This window comes from Pseudoalteromonas sp. J2K-J599, assembly GCF_059295115.2.
Genome location: NZ_CM200271.1, coordinates 1,525,685 through 1,542,866, shown reverse-complemented (window position 1 = coordinate 1,542,866; position 17,182 = coordinate 1,525,685). Strand labels below are relative to the sequence as shown.

General features: G+C 37.7%; 16 protein-coding genes. 5 read left to right on the top strand and 11 right to left on the bottom strand.

Going from position 1 to position 17,182, the window contains the following annotated elements; translation table 11 throughout:
* Nucleotides 1-39: 39 nt before the first annotated feature.
* The gene (locus AC5NT5_RS07010) at nucleotides 40-1,068 is read right to left on the bottom strand and encodes a glycosyltransferase (RefSeq protein WP_494513191.1); all 1,029 of its coding nucleotides are present in this window, start codon (nucleotides 1,066-1,068) and stop codon (nucleotides 40-42) included.
* Nucleotides 1,069-1,116: 48 nt separating this feature from the next.
* Entirely contained in the window at nucleotides 1,117-2,007 is an 891-nt protein-coding gene (gene galU / locus AC5NT5_RS07005; RefSeq protein ID WP_494513192.1) for a UTP--glucose-1-phosphate uridylyltransferase GalU, read from the bottom strand.
* 295 nt (nucleotides 2,008-2,302) lie between these two features.
* Here galU and AC5NT5_RS07000 point away from each other — a divergent pair, with 295 nt between their 5' ends.
* The 5 genes from AC5NT5_RS07000 to AC5NT5_RS06980 all read left to right on the top strand — a co-directional run bounded on the left by AC5NT5_RS07000 (nucleotide 2,303) and on the right by AC5NT5_RS06980 (nucleotide 7,920).
* Entirely contained in the window at nucleotides 2,303-2,998 is a 696-nt protein-coding gene (locus AC5NT5_RS07000) for a transglutaminase-like cysteine peptidase (protein WP_494513193.1), read from the top strand.
* Entirely contained in the window at nucleotides 2,982-4,985 is a 2,004-nt protein-coding gene (locus AC5NT5_RS06995; protein WP_494513194.1) for a bifunctional diguanylate cyclase/phosphodiesterase, read from the top strand. The genes AC5NT5_RS07000 and AC5NT5_RS06995 overlap by 17 nt, the downstream gene beginning before the upstream one ends.
* 21 nt (nucleotides 4,986-5,006) lie before the next feature.
* Nucleotides 5,007-5,516, top strand: a complete 510-nt coding sequence (locus tag AC5NT5_RS06990; RefSeq protein ID WP_182779866.1) for a hypothetical protein — start codon at nucleotides 5,007-5,009, stop codon at nucleotides 5,514-5,516.
* 100 nt (nucleotides 5,517-5,616) lie between these two features.
* Nucleotides 5,617-6,933, top strand: coding sequence for an O-antigen ligase family protein (locus AC5NT5_RS06985; protein ID WP_494513195.1), 1,317 nt, complete (start codon nucleotides 5,617-5,619; stop codon nucleotides 6,931-6,933).
* Nucleotides 6,934-7,548: 615 nt separating this feature from the next.
* Nucleotides 7,549-7,920: a GxxExxY protein gene (locus AC5NT5_RS06980; RefSeq protein WP_494513196.1), complete on the top strand. Its 372-nt coding sequence runs from the start codon at nucleotides 7,549-7,551 to the stop codon at nucleotides 7,918-7,920.
* 952 nt (nucleotides 7,921-8,872) lie between these two features.
* On the opposite strand, the gene AC5NT5_RS06975 is transcribed toward AC5NT5_RS06980, so the two are convergent.
* From AC5NT5_RS06975 to acpP, 9 genes are all read right to left on the bottom strand, one after another.
* Nucleotides 8,873-10,732, bottom strand: coding sequence for an alkaline phosphatase D family protein (locus tag AC5NT5_RS06975; protein ID WP_494513197.1), 1,860 nt, complete (start codon nucleotides 10,730-10,732; stop codon nucleotides 8,873-8,875).
* A 4-nt stretch (nucleotides 10,733-10,736) separates the two neighbouring features.
* On the bottom strand, nucleotides 10,737-11,516 hold the full coding sequence (locus tag AC5NT5_RS06970; protein WP_007585741.1) for a TatD family hydrolase: 780 nt from the start codon (nucleotides 11,514-11,516) through the stop codon (nucleotides 10,737-10,739).
* A 114-nt stretch (nucleotides 11,517-11,630) separates the two neighbouring features.
* Nucleotides 11,631-11,957 (bottom strand): PilZ domain-containing protein, encoded by a 327-nt coding sequence (locus tag AC5NT5_RS06965; RefSeq protein ID WP_002962367.1) that lies wholly within the window; start codon nucleotides 11,955-11,957, stop codon nucleotides 11,631-11,633.
* Nucleotides 11,958-11,968: 11 nt separating this feature from the next.
* Nucleotides 11,969-12,883, bottom strand: a complete 915-nt coding sequence (locus AC5NT5_RS06960) for a DNA polymerase III subunit delta' (RefSeq protein WP_182711382.1) — start codon at nucleotides 12,881-12,883, stop codon at nucleotides 11,969-11,971.
* Nucleotide 12,884: 1 nt separating this feature from the next.
* Nucleotides 12,885-13,511, bottom strand: a complete 627-nt coding sequence (gene tmk, locus AC5NT5_RS06955) for a dTMP kinase (protein WP_007585737.1) — start codon at nucleotides 13,509-13,511, stop codon at nucleotides 12,885-12,887.
* Nucleotides 13,512-13,517: 6 nt separating this feature from the next.
* Nucleotides 13,518-14,504 (bottom strand): endolytic transglycosylase MltG, encoded by a 987-nt coding sequence (mltG, locus tag AC5NT5_RS06950; protein ID WP_182672283.1) that lies wholly within the window; start codon nucleotides 14,502-14,504, stop codon nucleotides 13,518-13,520.
* Entirely contained in the window at nucleotides 14,498-15,313 is an 816-nt protein-coding gene (gene pabC / locus AC5NT5_RS06945; RefSeq protein ID WP_182672284.1) for an aminodeoxychorismate lyase, read from the bottom strand. The genes mltG and pabC overlap by 7 nt, the downstream gene beginning before the upstream one ends.
* 59 nt (nucleotides 15,314-15,372) lie before the next feature.
* A complete protein-coding gene (gene fabF / locus AC5NT5_RS06940; RefSeq protein WP_002962376.1) occupies nucleotides 15,373-16,611 on the bottom strand; it encodes a beta-ketoacyl-ACP synthase II in 1,239 nt (412 codons plus the stop codon).
* Nucleotides 16,612-16,826: 215 nt separating this feature from the next.
* Nucleotides 16,827-17,063 (bottom strand): acyl carrier protein, encoded by a 237-nt coding sequence (gene acpP, locus AC5NT5_RS06935; protein ID WP_002962377.1) that lies wholly within the window; start codon nucleotides 17,061-17,063, stop codon nucleotides 16,827-16,829.
* Nucleotides 17,064-17,182 lie beyond the last annotated feature (119 nt).

The window sequence follows — 17,182 nt, the reverse complement described above, 5'->3', positions numbered from 1 at the left end:
CTACTGTTTATAATATAAGAAATACGAACTAAATTACTCTTACTTAATTAGCGTATTATAAAACTGAACATGTTTCTTTTTAATTTGAGCCCACTCACAAAGATTAGTATTTAAAATCTTAAGTTTGTCAGGCGACTTAACTAATGATCGTGAGATCTTCTCAAACGTTATTTCACCGGTATAACATTTGATACAGTCTTCATTTAATACTTCTTGATACTCTTTGAAGTTATCAGTGTAAGGCACTAGCACGCTGGTATTAAAGGTTACAGATAACAAGGCACTGCCAGAATTGAAAATATTTTTAAACGGCAGCACACATAAATCAGCTGCGTTATAATAAATTTGTATCTCTTCATCAGGAATAAATTTATTAACTACCACAATATTGTCAGTTTCTATTAAATTATTAATTTCATCAAAGTATTCCTTAGTATCGAACTTGCCAACAATCAACAGCTTATAGATATTTCCGTTGTTCTTATTAAACTCACTGATTAGCTTTTCTACATTTTTATAGGGTTTAATTTGACCAAAGAAAAGTATTACTTTAGAGTCAATTGGCAATCCTAAACTTTCGCGAGCATCCTCACAGCTTATCTCATTCTGATAAGCATTATCATATAACCCATGGTAAATTACGGCCTTGGGCAGACAACTTTTGAACCCGAACTTATCTATCGCTTTTTTCTCATTTGCACTAGATAAAGAAATAACCCCGTCGACAATTTTTAAGTAAAAAAACCAGAAAATAGAGTTTAACTTCGAGTATTTTACACTGTGTGGAGTTAAGTTATGGATAGTCCAAACTACTTTTTTACCCGCTAATTTTGCTATCGCTAAAACGATTAAAAATAAAGTTGAGTATAGTAATGCTTTTAAAAAATAGTTACTGTTTAAAAATAGCTCGGGCCAGTGAACATGGAGCACATCATAATTTAGCATTAGAGCTTTTTTAAAACTAAACTCTTCTACATCACAATCAATGCTATCTAGACCATCATAAAGCATATAATTGTAGGGATTAGATTTCTTATTTTTAAACGCAGGAAATGCTAGTAATTTCAAAATCTTACCTTTTTGTTAAAATTTATGTACTTTTAAGTTTGTTGAAAATTACTCTAATAGTTTTCTTATTTGAGACGTGAACTCTTCACCCATAAAGCTAGACTGCATTGCATATTCAACGTTAGCTAACATATAGCCCAACTTAGAACCACAATCATGCGATTTTCCTTTCAAATGGTATGCTTCAAGCGTTTCTTGGTGACGAAGCTGAAGTAGAGCATCTGTTAGCTGTATTTCACCACCTGCGCCAGGGGGCGTGTAATCAAGCAAGTCCCAAATAGCTGGCGATACAACGTAACGCCCTGTAATAGCTAAATTACTAGGAGCATCATCATTATCTGGTTTTTCAACCATGTTTTTGATGATTGCATTCTCGCCTGCGTTTATTTTTATACCGGCTAAATCTACTACACCATACTGATGCACTTGCTCTTTAGGTACAGGCTCAACCATAACTTGGTTGTGACCTGTTTTATCAAAGCGATCAATCATTTGGCTTAAGTTGTCGGTTTTTGAATTTGATTTATATTTATCAATAATTACGTCAGGTAACATTACTGCAAATGGGTTATTACCAACAATTGGGCGCGCTGCTAAAACAGCATGGCCTAAGCCTAGTGGTGCCGATTGGCGAACCGAAATTACGGTTACATCTTTTGGCACTATTGAGCGAACCTCTTCTAGCAGGCTACGTTTTACGCGTGCCTCTAATGTGGCTTCTAGCTCAAAGCTTGTATCAAAGTGGTTTTCTATTGAGTTTTTTGAAGCATGTGTAACAAGCACGATTTCTTTAATGCCAGCTGCTACAGCTTCGTCAACAACGTATTGAATTAAAGGTTTATCTACCAGAGGAAGCATTTCTTTAGGTATGGCTTTAGTGGCTGGTAACATGCGTGTACCAAGGCCAGCTACAGGTAATACTGCTTTTAAAACTTTCACTTTAATTCCTTTCATTATTTTGCTAAACAACAAAAAAAGGAATTACTAAGCTAAAATCCCTTTTCAAGCGCTTCACATGCCGTGTGAGATTGCTATTATACACAACACAATAATGCACTCAATAATTAAAGAGTGCTTTTTGATTGTTTTTTTATTAATACTATATTGCACCGCACTGGGTTGCATCGCACTATTTTAGTGCTCTCATACTTTTTAGTGATCTACCTTTCCAAAGCTACCAATACTATACTAGGCTTGTTTAGTTATTAGGGATCACAGACTTAAAGGAACATTTGTGCGTTTAGGGTTTTACATTTTATTATTAGTGTCTTTTTTTGTATGCGCACAAAATACGCTTTTGTATTTACGCAATAGCGATATAATTGCGCGCGCTCAAAAACAGTATGGTGATGAAGGACATAAACGCATTAAAAACTGGCTAAGTTTTATAGATGAATCGGCTGATAAAAGTGAATGGCAAAAAATCCATTTAGTGAATGACTTTTTTAATAAGCACATTAAATACAAAACCGATGATGAGCTTTGGCACCAAAAAGATTATTGGGCCACCCCACTTGAGAGTTTAGGCCTTGGTATGGGTGATTGTGAAGACTACGTAATTGCCAAATACTTTACGTTAATAGCACTGGGCGTACCCGAAGATAAAGTACGTTTAATGTATGTACGTCAAAAAACAGTTAATCAACCTCATATGGTACTTATTTATATTGAAACTCCTGATCAAATCCCCTTTGTTTTAGGCAATTTTAACACTAAACTACTACCCGCTAATAAGCGCCCTGACTTAACACCTATCTATAGTTTTAATGGCCAAGGTTTATGGTTAGCCAAATCAAAAGGGTTAGGTAATAAAGTAAAAAATAGCCGTGGTGTTTCTGCCTGGAACACCATGTTAGAGCGAATTGAACAAGGTGAGCTTGCGCCCGCCAAAAGTGATAAAGGAACACCGAGTTATGTCTCGACTTTTTAAAAATGGATTAAGTTTAAAAACCCAAGTATATGGCCTTATTATATTGATTTCGGTACTTTCTTTTTTTGTACGCGTAATTACTGACGTTGATACCACTCGCCAATACTTACAAACGCAAATGGGTAGCCACGCGCAAGATACAGCAACAAGCTTAGGGCTTTCTATATCGCCTTACCTTGAAGAAGACAGCTTAATGATTGCCCAAACCATGACAACCGCTATTTTCGACTCCGGCTATTACAAACAAATAAAATTTACTAACGCCGAGAATAAAATAGTTTTTGACCTAACAAGCCCAAAACGCGTTGAATCTGTGCCTAATTGGTTTATTACAGCAGTAAAGCTTAAAGCCCCTACTATGCTATCAGAATTAAACAATGGCTGGATTATGGCTGGAGTGCTTGAAGTAACAAGCCATGTTGGGCAATCGTATTTAACGCTATGGGAACATACTAAACGCAGCTTTTATGGTTCTTTATTATTATTGGTAGCGTCGCTTGCAGTAGCATATTTAATACTACGTGCAGTGTTTAGACCTTTAAAAGCAGTGGAAAACCAAGCACACTTGGTTACGCGTAAACGCTTTACATTAAACGACGAAATACCAGTTGCACGCGAGCTACGTACTGTAACTAAAGCCATTAACAATATGGTAATGAACCTACAAAGCACCTTTGACTCTTTAACAAAGCAAACACAAGCACTTACCGATGAAGTATATGTAGACTCACTCACAGGGCTAGGTAACCGCCGTTCGTTTGAGAACCACTTTAACTCAGTGGTTGACGCTATTACTAGCGACACTCCAATCACTGCCATGATGGTTACTCTCCCCTCACTTGCTAATATTAACCAAACTGTAAGTTACCAAGATGGTGACGAGCACGTACATGATGTAAGCGTTACTTTGCAAAATGTGTTTGGTGCTTTAACAAATTCTAAAATATTTAGACTTAACGGTAGTACTTTTATTGCTTTAGTCCCATTCGATATGCAATTTTTAAATCGAACACGCCTCGATATAAATGATGCTTTTAGTAAAAAGAAAAACAGCTTACACGTAAATGGTTTTGCTAACTTAGCGTTAGTAAATGTTGATAAAGGCTCATCTATTGGGAGTGTGCTTTCGGCGCTTGATACTGGTTGTACTATTGGCGATTCGGCTGTAAATAAAGTAGATAAAAATACTTTGTTTAGTGTTAAAGAGTGGCGTTCGCTTATTCAGTCAATTATTGCTACTGGTGAAGTTAGTTTTTCGGTGCAACCAGTTAAACGCACTAACTCACAAAACAAGCAGTGCTACTTTGAGGTGTTTGCTCATTTTACGCATGAAGGCGAAAAGGTTAATAATGGCCATTTATTTGCTATGGCCGAAAAGCTTAACTTAACCGAAGAGTTAGACAAAAAAATAATTCGTAACTTTGTAAACGTTAAAGAGCAACACCCAGACGATACATTTGCGTTAAATATTAGTAAGGCTTCGTTGTATTCAACTGACTTTATTGAATGGCTTACTCTTTATGCACACACTAAACCAATTATTAAAACAAACTTGATTTTTGAATTGCATGAAATTAGCTTACTTTACAACGTACATGTTGCCTCTTTACATATAGATACAATAAAAGATATTGGCATAAATGTGTGTGTTGAACACTTTGGTACTAGTTTAACCTCGTTTAGATACTTACAAGGGTTAGACATTGAATATATAAAAATAGATGGTAGCTATATTCAAGATTTATTAGATAACACCCAAAGCCAGTTTTTTATTCAAACAGTTAATAATATTTGTCATGGCTTTGGTATTAAAGTTTTAGCTTGTTTGATTGAAAAACCTGAAACCTTAAAGGTACTTGAAAGTTTAGGTTGCGATGGCGTGCAGGGTAATTTAATAATGCCGCCAACCAAAATAATAAAAACTAGTGATAATGGCGTAAATAAAGAGTTTACTTTTTGCACCGATGCGCTAAAATTTTGTAATTAATACTCTACCAAGGGACAAGAGATGAAATCATTTATATTAGCCAGCTTAATAGCAGGTGCATCTTCACTTACAGTTTTACCAAGTTATGCACAAACGGATACTGATGCAGTAGTACAAACTGAAGGCATGACTAACTTAGTCAACGTTTTAAATAGCGCAACTGCTGAAACAGCTCCAGATCAGCTAAAGGCAGATTTAGTAGCAGCTATTAATGGCGTATGTACAAATTGTACTGCTGCTCAAGTTGATTCTATGATGAATGTAGTTGTTGATGCTGTGGGTGCCGATAGCCCACTTATTGCTGATTTTTTAGCTGGACTTGTAGCTGCTGGCGTTGACAGCGATACTGTTACACTTGCTGCTATTACAGCTGGCGTTGATGCCACTGTTGCCTCTGAAGCAACAGCAGCTGGCCCAGGTGGCGCACCAGCTCCTGCTGCTCCGGTTATTGTTACTTTACCAACAACTGCAGTACCGCAAGGTGCCGGCGGCACTGGTGGCGATGCAGGTATATCTGAAGTCGGTAACTAACCGATAATAAAATAATAAAAACGCAGCCTTTTGGCTGCGTTTTACTTTATATGGCTTATTTTTTTAGCCCTTCTTTTAGGCTCTTAGTTTAGAGAACCCTGTGAATCGTTTTATATTTTTTTTACTCTGTGCAATTTTATTTTTGCTGCCCTTACCATTAGGTAGTTACCGCCCTTGGGCAATTTTAGCAATGGGGATATTAATTAGTGCTACCTTTTTCATCCATTTAGTTTTCAGCAGTATTGATAACAAGCACCATTTATACCCTCCTTTATATTCTTGGCCCATATTTACTGTACTCGGTATAGTTGCGGGCGTATGCGCAGTACAAATATTTACCGTAAGTGTTGACCCATTTCAAACTAAACAAATGCTTATTAAAACAAGTTTTATGATTTTATTTTGTTGGCTATTATTTATTTATTGTAATACTGAAAAGCGTATTAAAAATTTAATATATGCAATTATAAGTGCTGGTGTGTTTCAGGCTTTATACGCTACTTATTTAAATTTGTCGCCTGATATTATTAGCCCACTATTTGGTTATAAACATACCGACCGTGCTATTGGTACCTTTACCTACTCAAACTTTTTAGCAAATTTTTTAGCTTTATGTTTATGTTTGGGCATTGGTGTTTTGGTTAGCGAATTAAAACGCTCTACTAGCGATTATAAACAAACATTAAAACAAACGCTTCGGGCGTGGACTGAAATACTTTTAAGCTCAAAAATAATTTTACGTATTTCGTTAATTATTATTATTGTTGCGTTAATTTTAACCCGTAGCCGTATGGGTAACTCTGCATTTTTTATTGCATTAATGGTTGTTAGCTTACTCGCGTTTTTTATTTACAGGCAAAAACCTAAAGCGTTTAAACTACTTATAGTTAGTTTTTTTATAATCGATTTAATTATTATCGGCGCTATATTTGATGTAGAAAAAGTTAAACAGCGTATAAGCGAAACCAGTATTTCATCAGAAACCCGTGACGAAGTTGTACGTGATTCAATACCCCTCATTTTAGATAAGCCTTTATTGGGCTCTGGTGGTGGTACATTTTATACTGCGTTTCCGGCGTATCAGTCTGAGCCTTATTCTGGTTATTACGATAATGCCCATAACGATTACGTACAGTTTGCAGTAGAGCTGGGTATACCCACTACAGCCGCACTGGGCTCACTTATACTTTATTGTTTATGGCTATGTATAGCGACTATGCGAAAGCGTAAAACAGCGCTGTTTCAGGGCGTTGCTTTTGGCTGTGCCATTGCAATTATAGATATGCTGCTGCATTCATTGGTAGATTACTCTTTACAAGCGGGTGCAAACTCAATGTTGTTTATGACTATTTTATGCTTGGCAATATTGAGTAGTAAGTTACCTGCGTCTAAACGAAGCAGAAAAGAGCATGGTTAAATACAAAGCCAAGTAATTACCAACATAGAGTGATTGGAAGCTGCGCTTCTCACGCGAGCAAGCTCAGCGTCTACCGCCAAGGTTGAATTTACGGTTAACCTGTTAGCGTGACAAGCAAAGCCTTTAATAAGTAATTTATGCACTAAGAGGTTAAGAGGCGCTGCGCTTTTAGAGGAAGTAATAAAACCGATAATATATCCTGATTGGCATTCTGTTTTCTCATTTACTTCTCTTTCATTTCTCTTTGTGCAAATAGCTCTTTGTGCAAATAGATCTTTAGCTGGTTTTTACTGTAACAGCAGCGCATGTAATTAGTGATTTTTTCACAAAGAGGCTAAGAGGCGCTACGCTTTTAGAGGTAGTAATAAAGCAGAAACTATACTCTGATTGGCATTATGTTTTCTCATTTACTTCTCTTTCGTTTCTCTTTGTGCAAATAGTTCTTTAATTGATCTTATTAGTAAATAGCTCAACAAACGAGTGACAACTTAATAGTTTGCTTCATATAGCCTACAAGTATTCAATTTTGTTATTTTATTTGTACTACACTTAAGTCTTATTTTAGAACTCTTTCTTAGTTGATTAAATGCTTGTAAATTAAGCAAAAGGATACCTATGGATACTGATACATTAACAAAAACAGTAATAGGTTGCGCTATAGAAGTACACAGGAATTTAGGCCCAGGGTTATTAGAATCGAGTTACGAAACTTGCTTAATATATGAATTAAGTAAGATTGGCTTATCTGCTAAAAACCAAGTTGAGCTGCCGATATATTATAAAGATCAATATATAAATACAGGTTACCGGTTGGATATTTTATTACCTAATAAATTAATAATTGAACTAAAGGCGGTTGATAAGCTTCTTCCAATTCACTCTGCACAATTAATAACTTATATGAAACTTGCAGAAATAAGTACTGGTTTACTAATAAACTTCAATGTTCTAAAGCTAGTCGATGGTATAAAGCGCTTTAATGCATAAAAATTATTTACTTAGGTTTTAAGTCGTTATCCAAAGGGCTATAAGTAACTGTACATTAAATTTTTAAGCGATTTATTCACAAAGAGGTTATGAGGCGCTGCGCTTTTAGAGAAGAAAATAAACACCAAACGCAGTTTTTATTAGTATTATGTCTTCTCATTTACTCCTCTTTAGCTTCTCTTTGTGCAAATAGATCTTTAGCTGATTTTTATAAATAAATTGAATAATTTTAAGCATTGCTTTGTAACAGCAGCGCCTGTAATTAGTGATTTTTCACTAAGAGGTTAAGAGGCGCTACGCTTTTAGAGGAAGTAATAAAACCAAAAATATACCCTGAATGGCATTCTGCTTTCTCATTTACTCCTCTTTCGCTTCTCTTTGTGCAAATAGATCTTTAGCTGGTATTTACTATAACAGCAGCGCATGTAATTAGTGATTTTTTCACAAAGAGGTTAAGAGGCGCTACGCTTTTAGAGGCAGTAATAAAGCAGAAACTATATCCTGATTGGCATTCTGTCTTCTCATTTACTCCACTTTCGCTTCTCTTTGTGCAAATAGATCTTTAGCTGGTTTTTATAAATAAATTGAATAATTTTAAGCATTGCTTTGTAACAGCAGCGCCTGTAATTAGTGATTTTTTCACTAAGAGGTTAAGAGGCGCTACGCTTTTAGAGGAAGTAATAAAACCGAAACTATATCCTGATTGGCATTCTGTTTTTTCATTTACTCCTCTTTCGCTTCTCTTTGTGCAAATAGATCTTTAGCTGGTTTTTACTGTAACAGCAGCGCATGTAACTAGTGACTTTTTCACTAAGAGGGTATGAGGCGCTGCGCTTTTGGAGGAAGTAATAAAACCGAAAATATACCCTGATTGGTATTGTGTTTTCTCATTTACTCCTCTTTCGTTTCTCTTTGTGCAAATAGTTCTTTAATTTTAATTATTGATTAAAAATTACTGCTCTTCTAAATCGAACTCAGTTAAATGTCCTTCACCGTGTATAAGTTGATATCGGGCTAAATTCCCTTGCTCTAGTGTTATTAAACTAATAGCTGAGTCGCTTACTAAGTATTTTTGCCCTTCACCTTTGGTTTGGTGCTTATCTACTTCCATGTGCCAGCGTTTGGTAAAAAAGTTTAATGGGCTTTTTGGGCCGTATAAAATTGAGTCGAGCTTATCGAGTATGTTTATTAACTTACGCGGGAACTCGTTTTTAATACCACTGGCGGTAAGTTGCCAAATTCGATTGGGATGATCGCCAAAACGCTTTTGCACCGAAAAGCAAAATGAGTAATGTACATCACCCGATAAAATAAGCGTTTCGTTTGGGGTGTCGGTGCATCTAAAGGTATCGAGTAGCTTTTTGGCTGAGCCTTCGTGTGCCATCCAGTTTTCTACGTCAACCATGAGCGGTTGCCCGCAAATATTAAACATGGCTTGAATGGCTTCTATTGATTTAACACCAAATACGGGTGCTGGCGATACAATAATAACCTGATCGTGGCTTAGTAGGCTTTCTTCAAGCTCTGTGAGGCGCTCCCAATCAAGTAGGCCTGAAGGCTCGTTAAAGTTTTGCTCATTTCGCCAACGGTGCGTACGTGTATCTAGCACCACTACTTTTGGGGTTGTAGTTAACTCATAATGCCAAAAGCTAAAATCGTTTAGTGGTTTATCAAATGCTTTAAACTGCCATAAATTATTAGCAGTACGGCTTTGCTTAAAAGGTGTTAGTAGCTCGCCCGTTTTATTTAGTGCATCGTTCCCCATTCCTTGGAATAGCCAATAACTAATTAAGCCGTTATTAATGATTCGTTTACTACTTGGATTTTCATTTATAGCTTGCTCCCACCCAGCGGTGAGGTTCCAGTCATCGGTTACATCATGATCGTCAAACATCATTAATGTAGATACATTGGCAAACAATCGCTCTACTTCAGTTAAGCCTTTTGCATAATCAATCAATGCTGTTTTTTCAGCGTCAAAAATAGTTTTGTTTTGCTTGTTTTGACCTGAATACGTTGTGTTTTGTATATCAACGCATTGCCAAGCAGCAGCACTAAAATTTAATAAATACAGTGCAATGTATTCTTCAAAATGAATAAGGTGATTGTAGGCTTTTACGCTTGAAAAATGAGGTTCGTCTTTTTTTAGCCAGTAACCAACACCTAACTTTGAGCGTTTTTGCCAAGGTGTTTTTGGTAAAAACAAATGGCGATTATAAAGTTGCTCATTTATATCGCCCGGTAGCTCAATGGCAAGTGGTTGCTCTTTATAAATACCTAACGCTTTAATTAACTGATGAATAGCTAATAACATGGGGCCTGCTACATCATCGGCATAAACCTGGTCACCGCTCAGTAATAGCAACTGTGCGCCTTGATTATTATTACCGCGCTGAGTATTTTGCCAGTGACTTGCAGACACTAAGCTGTCTTTTGCTGGGTGATGTGCATTACGGCACGAGCCATGCAAAATATCACTCAGTTTATCGGGGATTAAAAATGCAGGCGTTGTTTGATTGCTATAGCACCAGGGCGATAAATCGATTGCTGCATCGTCAATTACAAGCTCATAGCTTAATAAGCTATCGACAGGAAGTTTGTTGTCTATTGGCTTTATAATAACGAAATGCAGGTATAAATGTTCACCCAAAGAAACAGTATGTTGATCGCTATAACACTCAACATTTAATAAGTTTATTTGGCAGTTTGCAGGCTTGGAGGTAGCAAACTGAATACAGACTCCAGTTTGCTCTGCACGGCGCACCATTGGCCCCATTAGTAAAATAGGAAGGTTTGCCGTGTGAGTAATCATGTATTTAGCCTTTAGCTGCTAATTTAAATAAAGAATAAAAGTTTTCGGTAGTCGCTTTAGCAAGTTCATTAAAGCTAATGCCTTTAAGTTCGCTAATGTAATAAGCTACATCTTCTACGTATGCTGGCTGGTTTGTTTGCCCACGGTACGGCACCGGTGCTAAATAAGGCGAGTCGGTTTCTATTAGTAATCTATCTAGCGGTATTTGCTTTACTACTTCTTTTAGCTCAATAGCATTTTTAAAGGTAACAATGCCCGAAATAGATATATAAAAGCCCATGTCTATGGCTTTTTTAGCCATATCCCAATCTTCGGTAAAGCAATGTAATACACCACCGCAGTTTTCGGCTTTGTGCTCACGCATTAAGTTAATTGTGTCGGCACGGGCATCACGAGTATGAATAATTAACGGCTTTTGTAATTCGTTTGCCACTTCAATATGCCCAACAAAGCTGGCTTGCTGCACTGCGTGAGTATCTTTTGAATAATAGTAATCAAGACCCGTTTCACCAATAGCGACAACTTTTTCGTGTGAAGCTAAGTCGATTAGTTGCTGTTTATTAAGGGCGTCTTTTTGATCAAGTGGATGTACACCGCATGAGGCTGAAACATCGTCGTAATGCTTAATTTTATCAAGCATGCTTGGAAACTGATCAAGCGTTACGCTTACACATAAAAAGTGCTCTATTTGCTTTGCACGCGCTTTATCAAGAACTTGGTCAAGGTTTAAGTCTAGTTTATCAAAATCAAGACGGTCTAAATGGCAATGAGAATCTACAATCACTATAAGGCCTGTATTATGTTCAGGGTTTAAATTTGTTCGTTTAATTTATTATGTTAGTAATTAAAAGAACCCAATATAGGGCGGCGTTAATCTCAATGAAAAACCGACCTATAACTACATGGTATATGTTTGATCGCCTGAGTTTAACATAGTCCCAAGCAGTTTTTCGATTTTAGCGTTTAGGTTTGTTTTATCGTCTAAAAAGCTAATACCAATACCTGGAGGATTAGAGCTTTGTGCTCCTTGTGGCGTGATCCACGACACTTTACCTGTCACTACGTCATCTTCTAAGGCATCGGGCAAAGTAACTCTAAGCGCTAATGAATGCCCTGCTTCGTAACGCATATTAGTGCGTACAAATAAGCCACCTTTTTTTAAGTAAGGCATATAACAACGGTATAACTCGTCTAAATCGTCTATGTCTACTAGTAGTTCTTGCATGATTAATCCTTTTAAGAATTTCGCAATGTGTATGCTAATCGTGATACAGCAAGCGGTAAATTAAGGCCAAGTACTTGTGTGTTATTTTGTAAAAACTCGCCTAATGCATTTTGCGCACTTTGATAAGCGTCAAAACTCATGCCTTGCAGTAATTGCTGCTTTAGTTGCACGCTTAAAAACAAAGTAAATATACGAACAAGTTCAGGCTGTTTATTTATTATATCGACTAACGCTTTAAAATTATGACTTTGTTTAAACTCAGTTGCAAACTTATACAGTGTATCAATATTTTTTAGCTGGTCTTGCTGTTGCCAATGCTTTACTTGCAGCGGTTGGTTATAAAAAAGTGCTAACCAACTATAGTTAGGAATATCTAATGTCTCTAGCCATTGCTGAGCAAGTGCTGTATTAGTTATTTTTACGTCACTTTTAGCGCATCGACTTAAAATAGTTGCAGGGAGCTGTTCTGGTTGGCTTGTGGTTAATATTAAAAAGCGGCTATTAGTTGGCTCTTCAAGTGTTTTTAATAATGCGTTAGCTGCTGCTGTGGTCATTTTTTCGCAATTTTCGATTATCGCGACTTTATTGCCATTTTGCGCTGCTGAGTGATTCATAAAATCACTAATACCACGAATATCATCTACACCAATACTTTGCCCATCAACTTGCGTTAAACGCTTGTCGGGGTGAGTGCCTGCCAGGTTAAGTAAACAGCTTTTACACTGTCCGCAAGGTTTTAGCATACTGTTTTGCGCAGCTACCTGCGTAGCTATATTTTGGCATAGCAAAGCATTCCCAAGCTCATCACTTAACTCAAACTTACCTACGCCAACAGGCCCACAAAATAATTGCGCATGATGAAAACGCTCTGCGCGATAACTTTTCGCTAAACGTGCTTGAGTATCATGTAGCCAAGGCAATGGCATATTATTTTAGGCCTTCAAAAAATGAATGCAGTACATTGGTTATATCGCGATGTACTTTATCAATACTTTGGTTTGCATCGACCGTTTTAATGGTGTTGTCGTCGTTAGCAAGTTCAACATAACGCATACGTGTACGCTGAAAAAACTCAATGGCTTCTTGTTCAATTCGGTCTAGCTCGCCACGTCCTTTTGCACGTTCAAGGCCTATCACTGGGTCAATATCAAGGTAAATAGTTAAATCAGGCTTTAAGCCCTTTAATACCATTGAAGAAAGCGAAGCTAATGTATTTGAGCTAATACCACGCCCACCACCTTGATACGCCTGTGACGATAAATCATGACGATCGGCAAGAACCCATTGGCCTTTATCAAGCGCTGGAGTAATAACATTGTGCATTAGCTGCGAGCGTGCTGCGTACATAATAAGCAACTCGGTTTCAAAGGCGATTTCTTCTTCATGCTCTGCTTTTACAAGCGTACGAAGCGATTCAGCCAGTGGCGTGCCGCCAGGTTCGCGGACATTAATAAAGTCTATTTTTTGTTTGTTTAAAAAGTCTTGGCATAACGAAATAGCGGTTGATTTACCCGCGCCTTCTAGCCCTTCTATTACTATAAATTTTGATTTCATAAAAACTTAATTCTTTTTATTTAATATATACGTTTTAACTGCCGCGTTATGCTGCTTTAACGTGGTTGAAAATTGGTGGCTACCATCGCCTTTTGATACAAAGTAAACGTATTCACTTTGCGGCGGATTAACTGCAGCTAAAATAGCGGCTTTAGATGGCATAGCAATCGGTGTTGGCGGTAAGCCATTAATACGATACGTATTGTAAGGCGTATAATCGCGCAAATCTTTACGTTTAATATCACCATCAAAGTCAGCGCCTAGCCCGTATATTACGGTAGGATCGGTTTGTAGGCGCATATTAGTGTTTAATCGGTTAACAAACGCTGATGCAATTAACGGACGCTCGCTGGCAAGGCCTGTTTCTTTTTCAATGATTGAAGCCATTATTAGTGCTTCGTATGCTGTTTTATAGGGTAAATTAGCGGCGCGCTGCTGCCAAGCATCATCTAATGTTTGCTGCATTTTTTGTGCTGCACGTTTTAATACACTGCTTGCAGTATCGTTATTATGATAATGGTAAGTGTCGGGGAATAACCAGCCTTCTAAGTGCGTGTCATTACCCAGTATTTGAGTACTTAGTTCGTCAGTTTTTAAATCGTTTTGTAAATTATCAGCTTTTTTAATAGCACTTAGTACTTCACGTAAGTTTTGACCTTCAATTATGGTAAAACTAAAACTAATTTGCTGACCTTGGTTAATTTTTTTTACGTTGTTAATAACGCTATCGGCTGTTAGCTCGTAAAGCCCCGCTTTTAAGTCGGTAAGTGTGGGATCTAATTTTGCAATTACCTGATAACGCCAACAACTTTCTACCCAGTTTTTAGCTTGCCATTGTTGGCATAACTTATTAAAGCCAGTGCCATGCTTAACTTCAAATTGTGTGTTTTGTGCTACCTTTAACGAGCTATTTATTGTTGCTTGTAATTGCTGGTAACCAACAGCAGTGGTTATAACAGCTAAAAAAAGTACCGATAAAATAACTTTTAACACTCAGCCTCCTTGGCTAATAATTTAGTTAGTAATGCGTGGCTGTCGTCTGTATTAAATACCTGTTGCTCAATACGTTTTACAGGTACTGCTCCCATTAAGCTATTACACACAAATACGGCGTCTGCTTGGGTTAAGTCTTCTACTTTCACGCGTTTAAATTCAACAGGCAATTTATCACATAACGATTGCAGATAAACGCCCTTTATTCCGCACTCATCAAGCAATGGCGTAAACACACGCTTATTTTCAATCGCAAAAATATTAGCTGCAGAAGCTTCAATTACATTGTTATTGTAATCAAGCACTAACACATCGTCGCAGTTTTGCGTTTGCATTGCTTTTTTAACTAGTACTTGCTCTAGCCGGTTTAGTGTTTTAAGACCCGCTAAATAAGGCTGTGCTGCTAATTTAATTGGGCTTATTTCGAGATTTACACCCTTTTTAACAAGCGCTTCGTAATTACTAGGGTAATCTAATATGCTCAATAAAATAGTAATATTACACTCACTTGGCAGCCCATAACCACGTCCGCCTTCGCCTCGCGTTACAAGTATTTTAAGCACGTTGAGTGGTGCAGCTTTTATATGCAAAGCAATTTGGTTTTCAAGGCGATTAAAATCTAGCTCAGGAAAACCCAAACGCTGTCCGCATTCAATCAAACGCGCTTTATGATGAGCCCAATACTGTACTTGCCCATTAACAACTTTAGCCGTTGTAAAAAAGCCGTCACCGTAATTTAAGCCTCTGTCACGCGTGCTTAAAGTGCTGTTTTGATCTACTGCTATTATTGTTTGCATTTTATTTGGCATATAAAAAAAGCCCAGTTAAACAACTGAGCTCTTATAATTTGATTCGTTGTTAAAAAAGATTATACCTTTTTAAATAGCAACGAGCCATTAGTACCACCAAAACCGAACGAGTTACACAGTGCAAAGTCTAACTTTGCATCACGTGCAGTGTGAGCAATATAATCTAAGTCACACCCTTCGTCTGGGTTATCAAGGTTGATAGTTGGCGACACTTTTTGATCTGTCAGTGATAAAATCGAAATAATCGATTCAACCGAGCCTGCAGCACCTAACAAGTGACCCATCATCGATTTAGACGAGCCTACCATTACATCTTTAGCTGCATTACCAAAAATAGATTTAACAGCGGCAGTTTCTGCTTTGTCGCCTGCATTTGTAGATGTACCGTGTGCGTTAATGTAACCAATTTGCTCAGCGTTTACTTGCGCATCATTTAGTGCGTTTTGCATTGCAAGGGCAGCACCGGCTCCATCTTCTGGTGGTGATGTCATGTGGTACGCATCGCCGCTCATACCAAAGCCTACTAGCTCAGCATAAATTTTAGCGCCACGCGCTTTTGCATGTTCGTACTCTTCAACTACAACAACACCTGCACCGTCAGAAAGCACAAAGCCATCGCGGTCTTTATCCCAAGGGCGAGAAGCCGCTTGTGGGTCGTCATTGCGGGTTGAAAGTGCACGTGCAGCATTAAAGCCACCCATACCAATTGGGGTACAGGCTTTTTCTGCACCGCCAGCAACCATTGCATCTGCATCACCGTAGGCAATCATGCGCGCGGCATGGCCAATATTATGCAAACCAGTAGTACAGGCAGTTACAATTGAAATATTTGGACCACGAAGTCCATGCATCATTGATAAGTGACCTGAGATCATATTAATAATGGTAGACGGCACATAAAATGGCGATAACTTGCGCGGACCACTATTTAATAACTTAATGTGGTTTTCTTCGATAAGCGTTAAGCCACCAATACCAGAGCCCACAGCTACACCTATACGTGTTGCGTTTTGCTCAGTAATTTCAAGGCCTGAATCTTTAAAGGCTTGAACACCCGCTGCAATGCCGTACTGAATAAACAAGTCCATTTTTTTAGTATCTTTCGCTGACATGTATGCAGTTGCATCAAAGTCATTTATTAAACCAGCGAATTTAGTACCAAATTTTGATGTATCAAAGTGGGTTATTGTTTGAATGCCACTTTTGCCATCTAATAAGCCTTGCCAGGTTGATTGAACATCATTACCTAGCGGCGTCAACATTCCTAAGCCAGTTACGACGACTCGACGTTTAGCCACGGTTTGCCTCCAATAAGGGATATTTACAAGGGGATGATCATACCCAAGCTACCTCAAAGTGCTAGTCCCAAAATAGATTAAAAACGCATAACACAATCAAAATTAATTTTTAGCTAAAATTGAGCATTGAGGCTTAAGTTTTGAATCACGAACTTTGAGGTGGTTTGGATATAAAAAATTAAAGGCAGCGGATGCTGCCTTTAACGTGCGATTAATTACTCAGCGTGTGCTGTTACGTAATCGATAGCAGTTTGTACTGTAGTGATCTTCTCAGCTTCTTCATCTGGTATCTCAGTATCAAACTCTTCTTCAAGAGCCATTACTAGTTCAACAGTATCAAGAGAATCTGCACCTAGGTCATCTACGAAAGAAGATTCATTTTTAACTTCTTCTTCTTTAACACCTAGTTGTTCAATGATAATTTTCTTTACGCGTTCTTGGATATCGCTCATTCTTCTTTCCTTTATTAAAAACGCCGATGCGTTATTTTCAGATTGCCGCGTAGTTTACGCGGCATAATTCTCTGATTCAATGATTTGACCATAAATAATTGTCTGGTCAAACCTCTGAG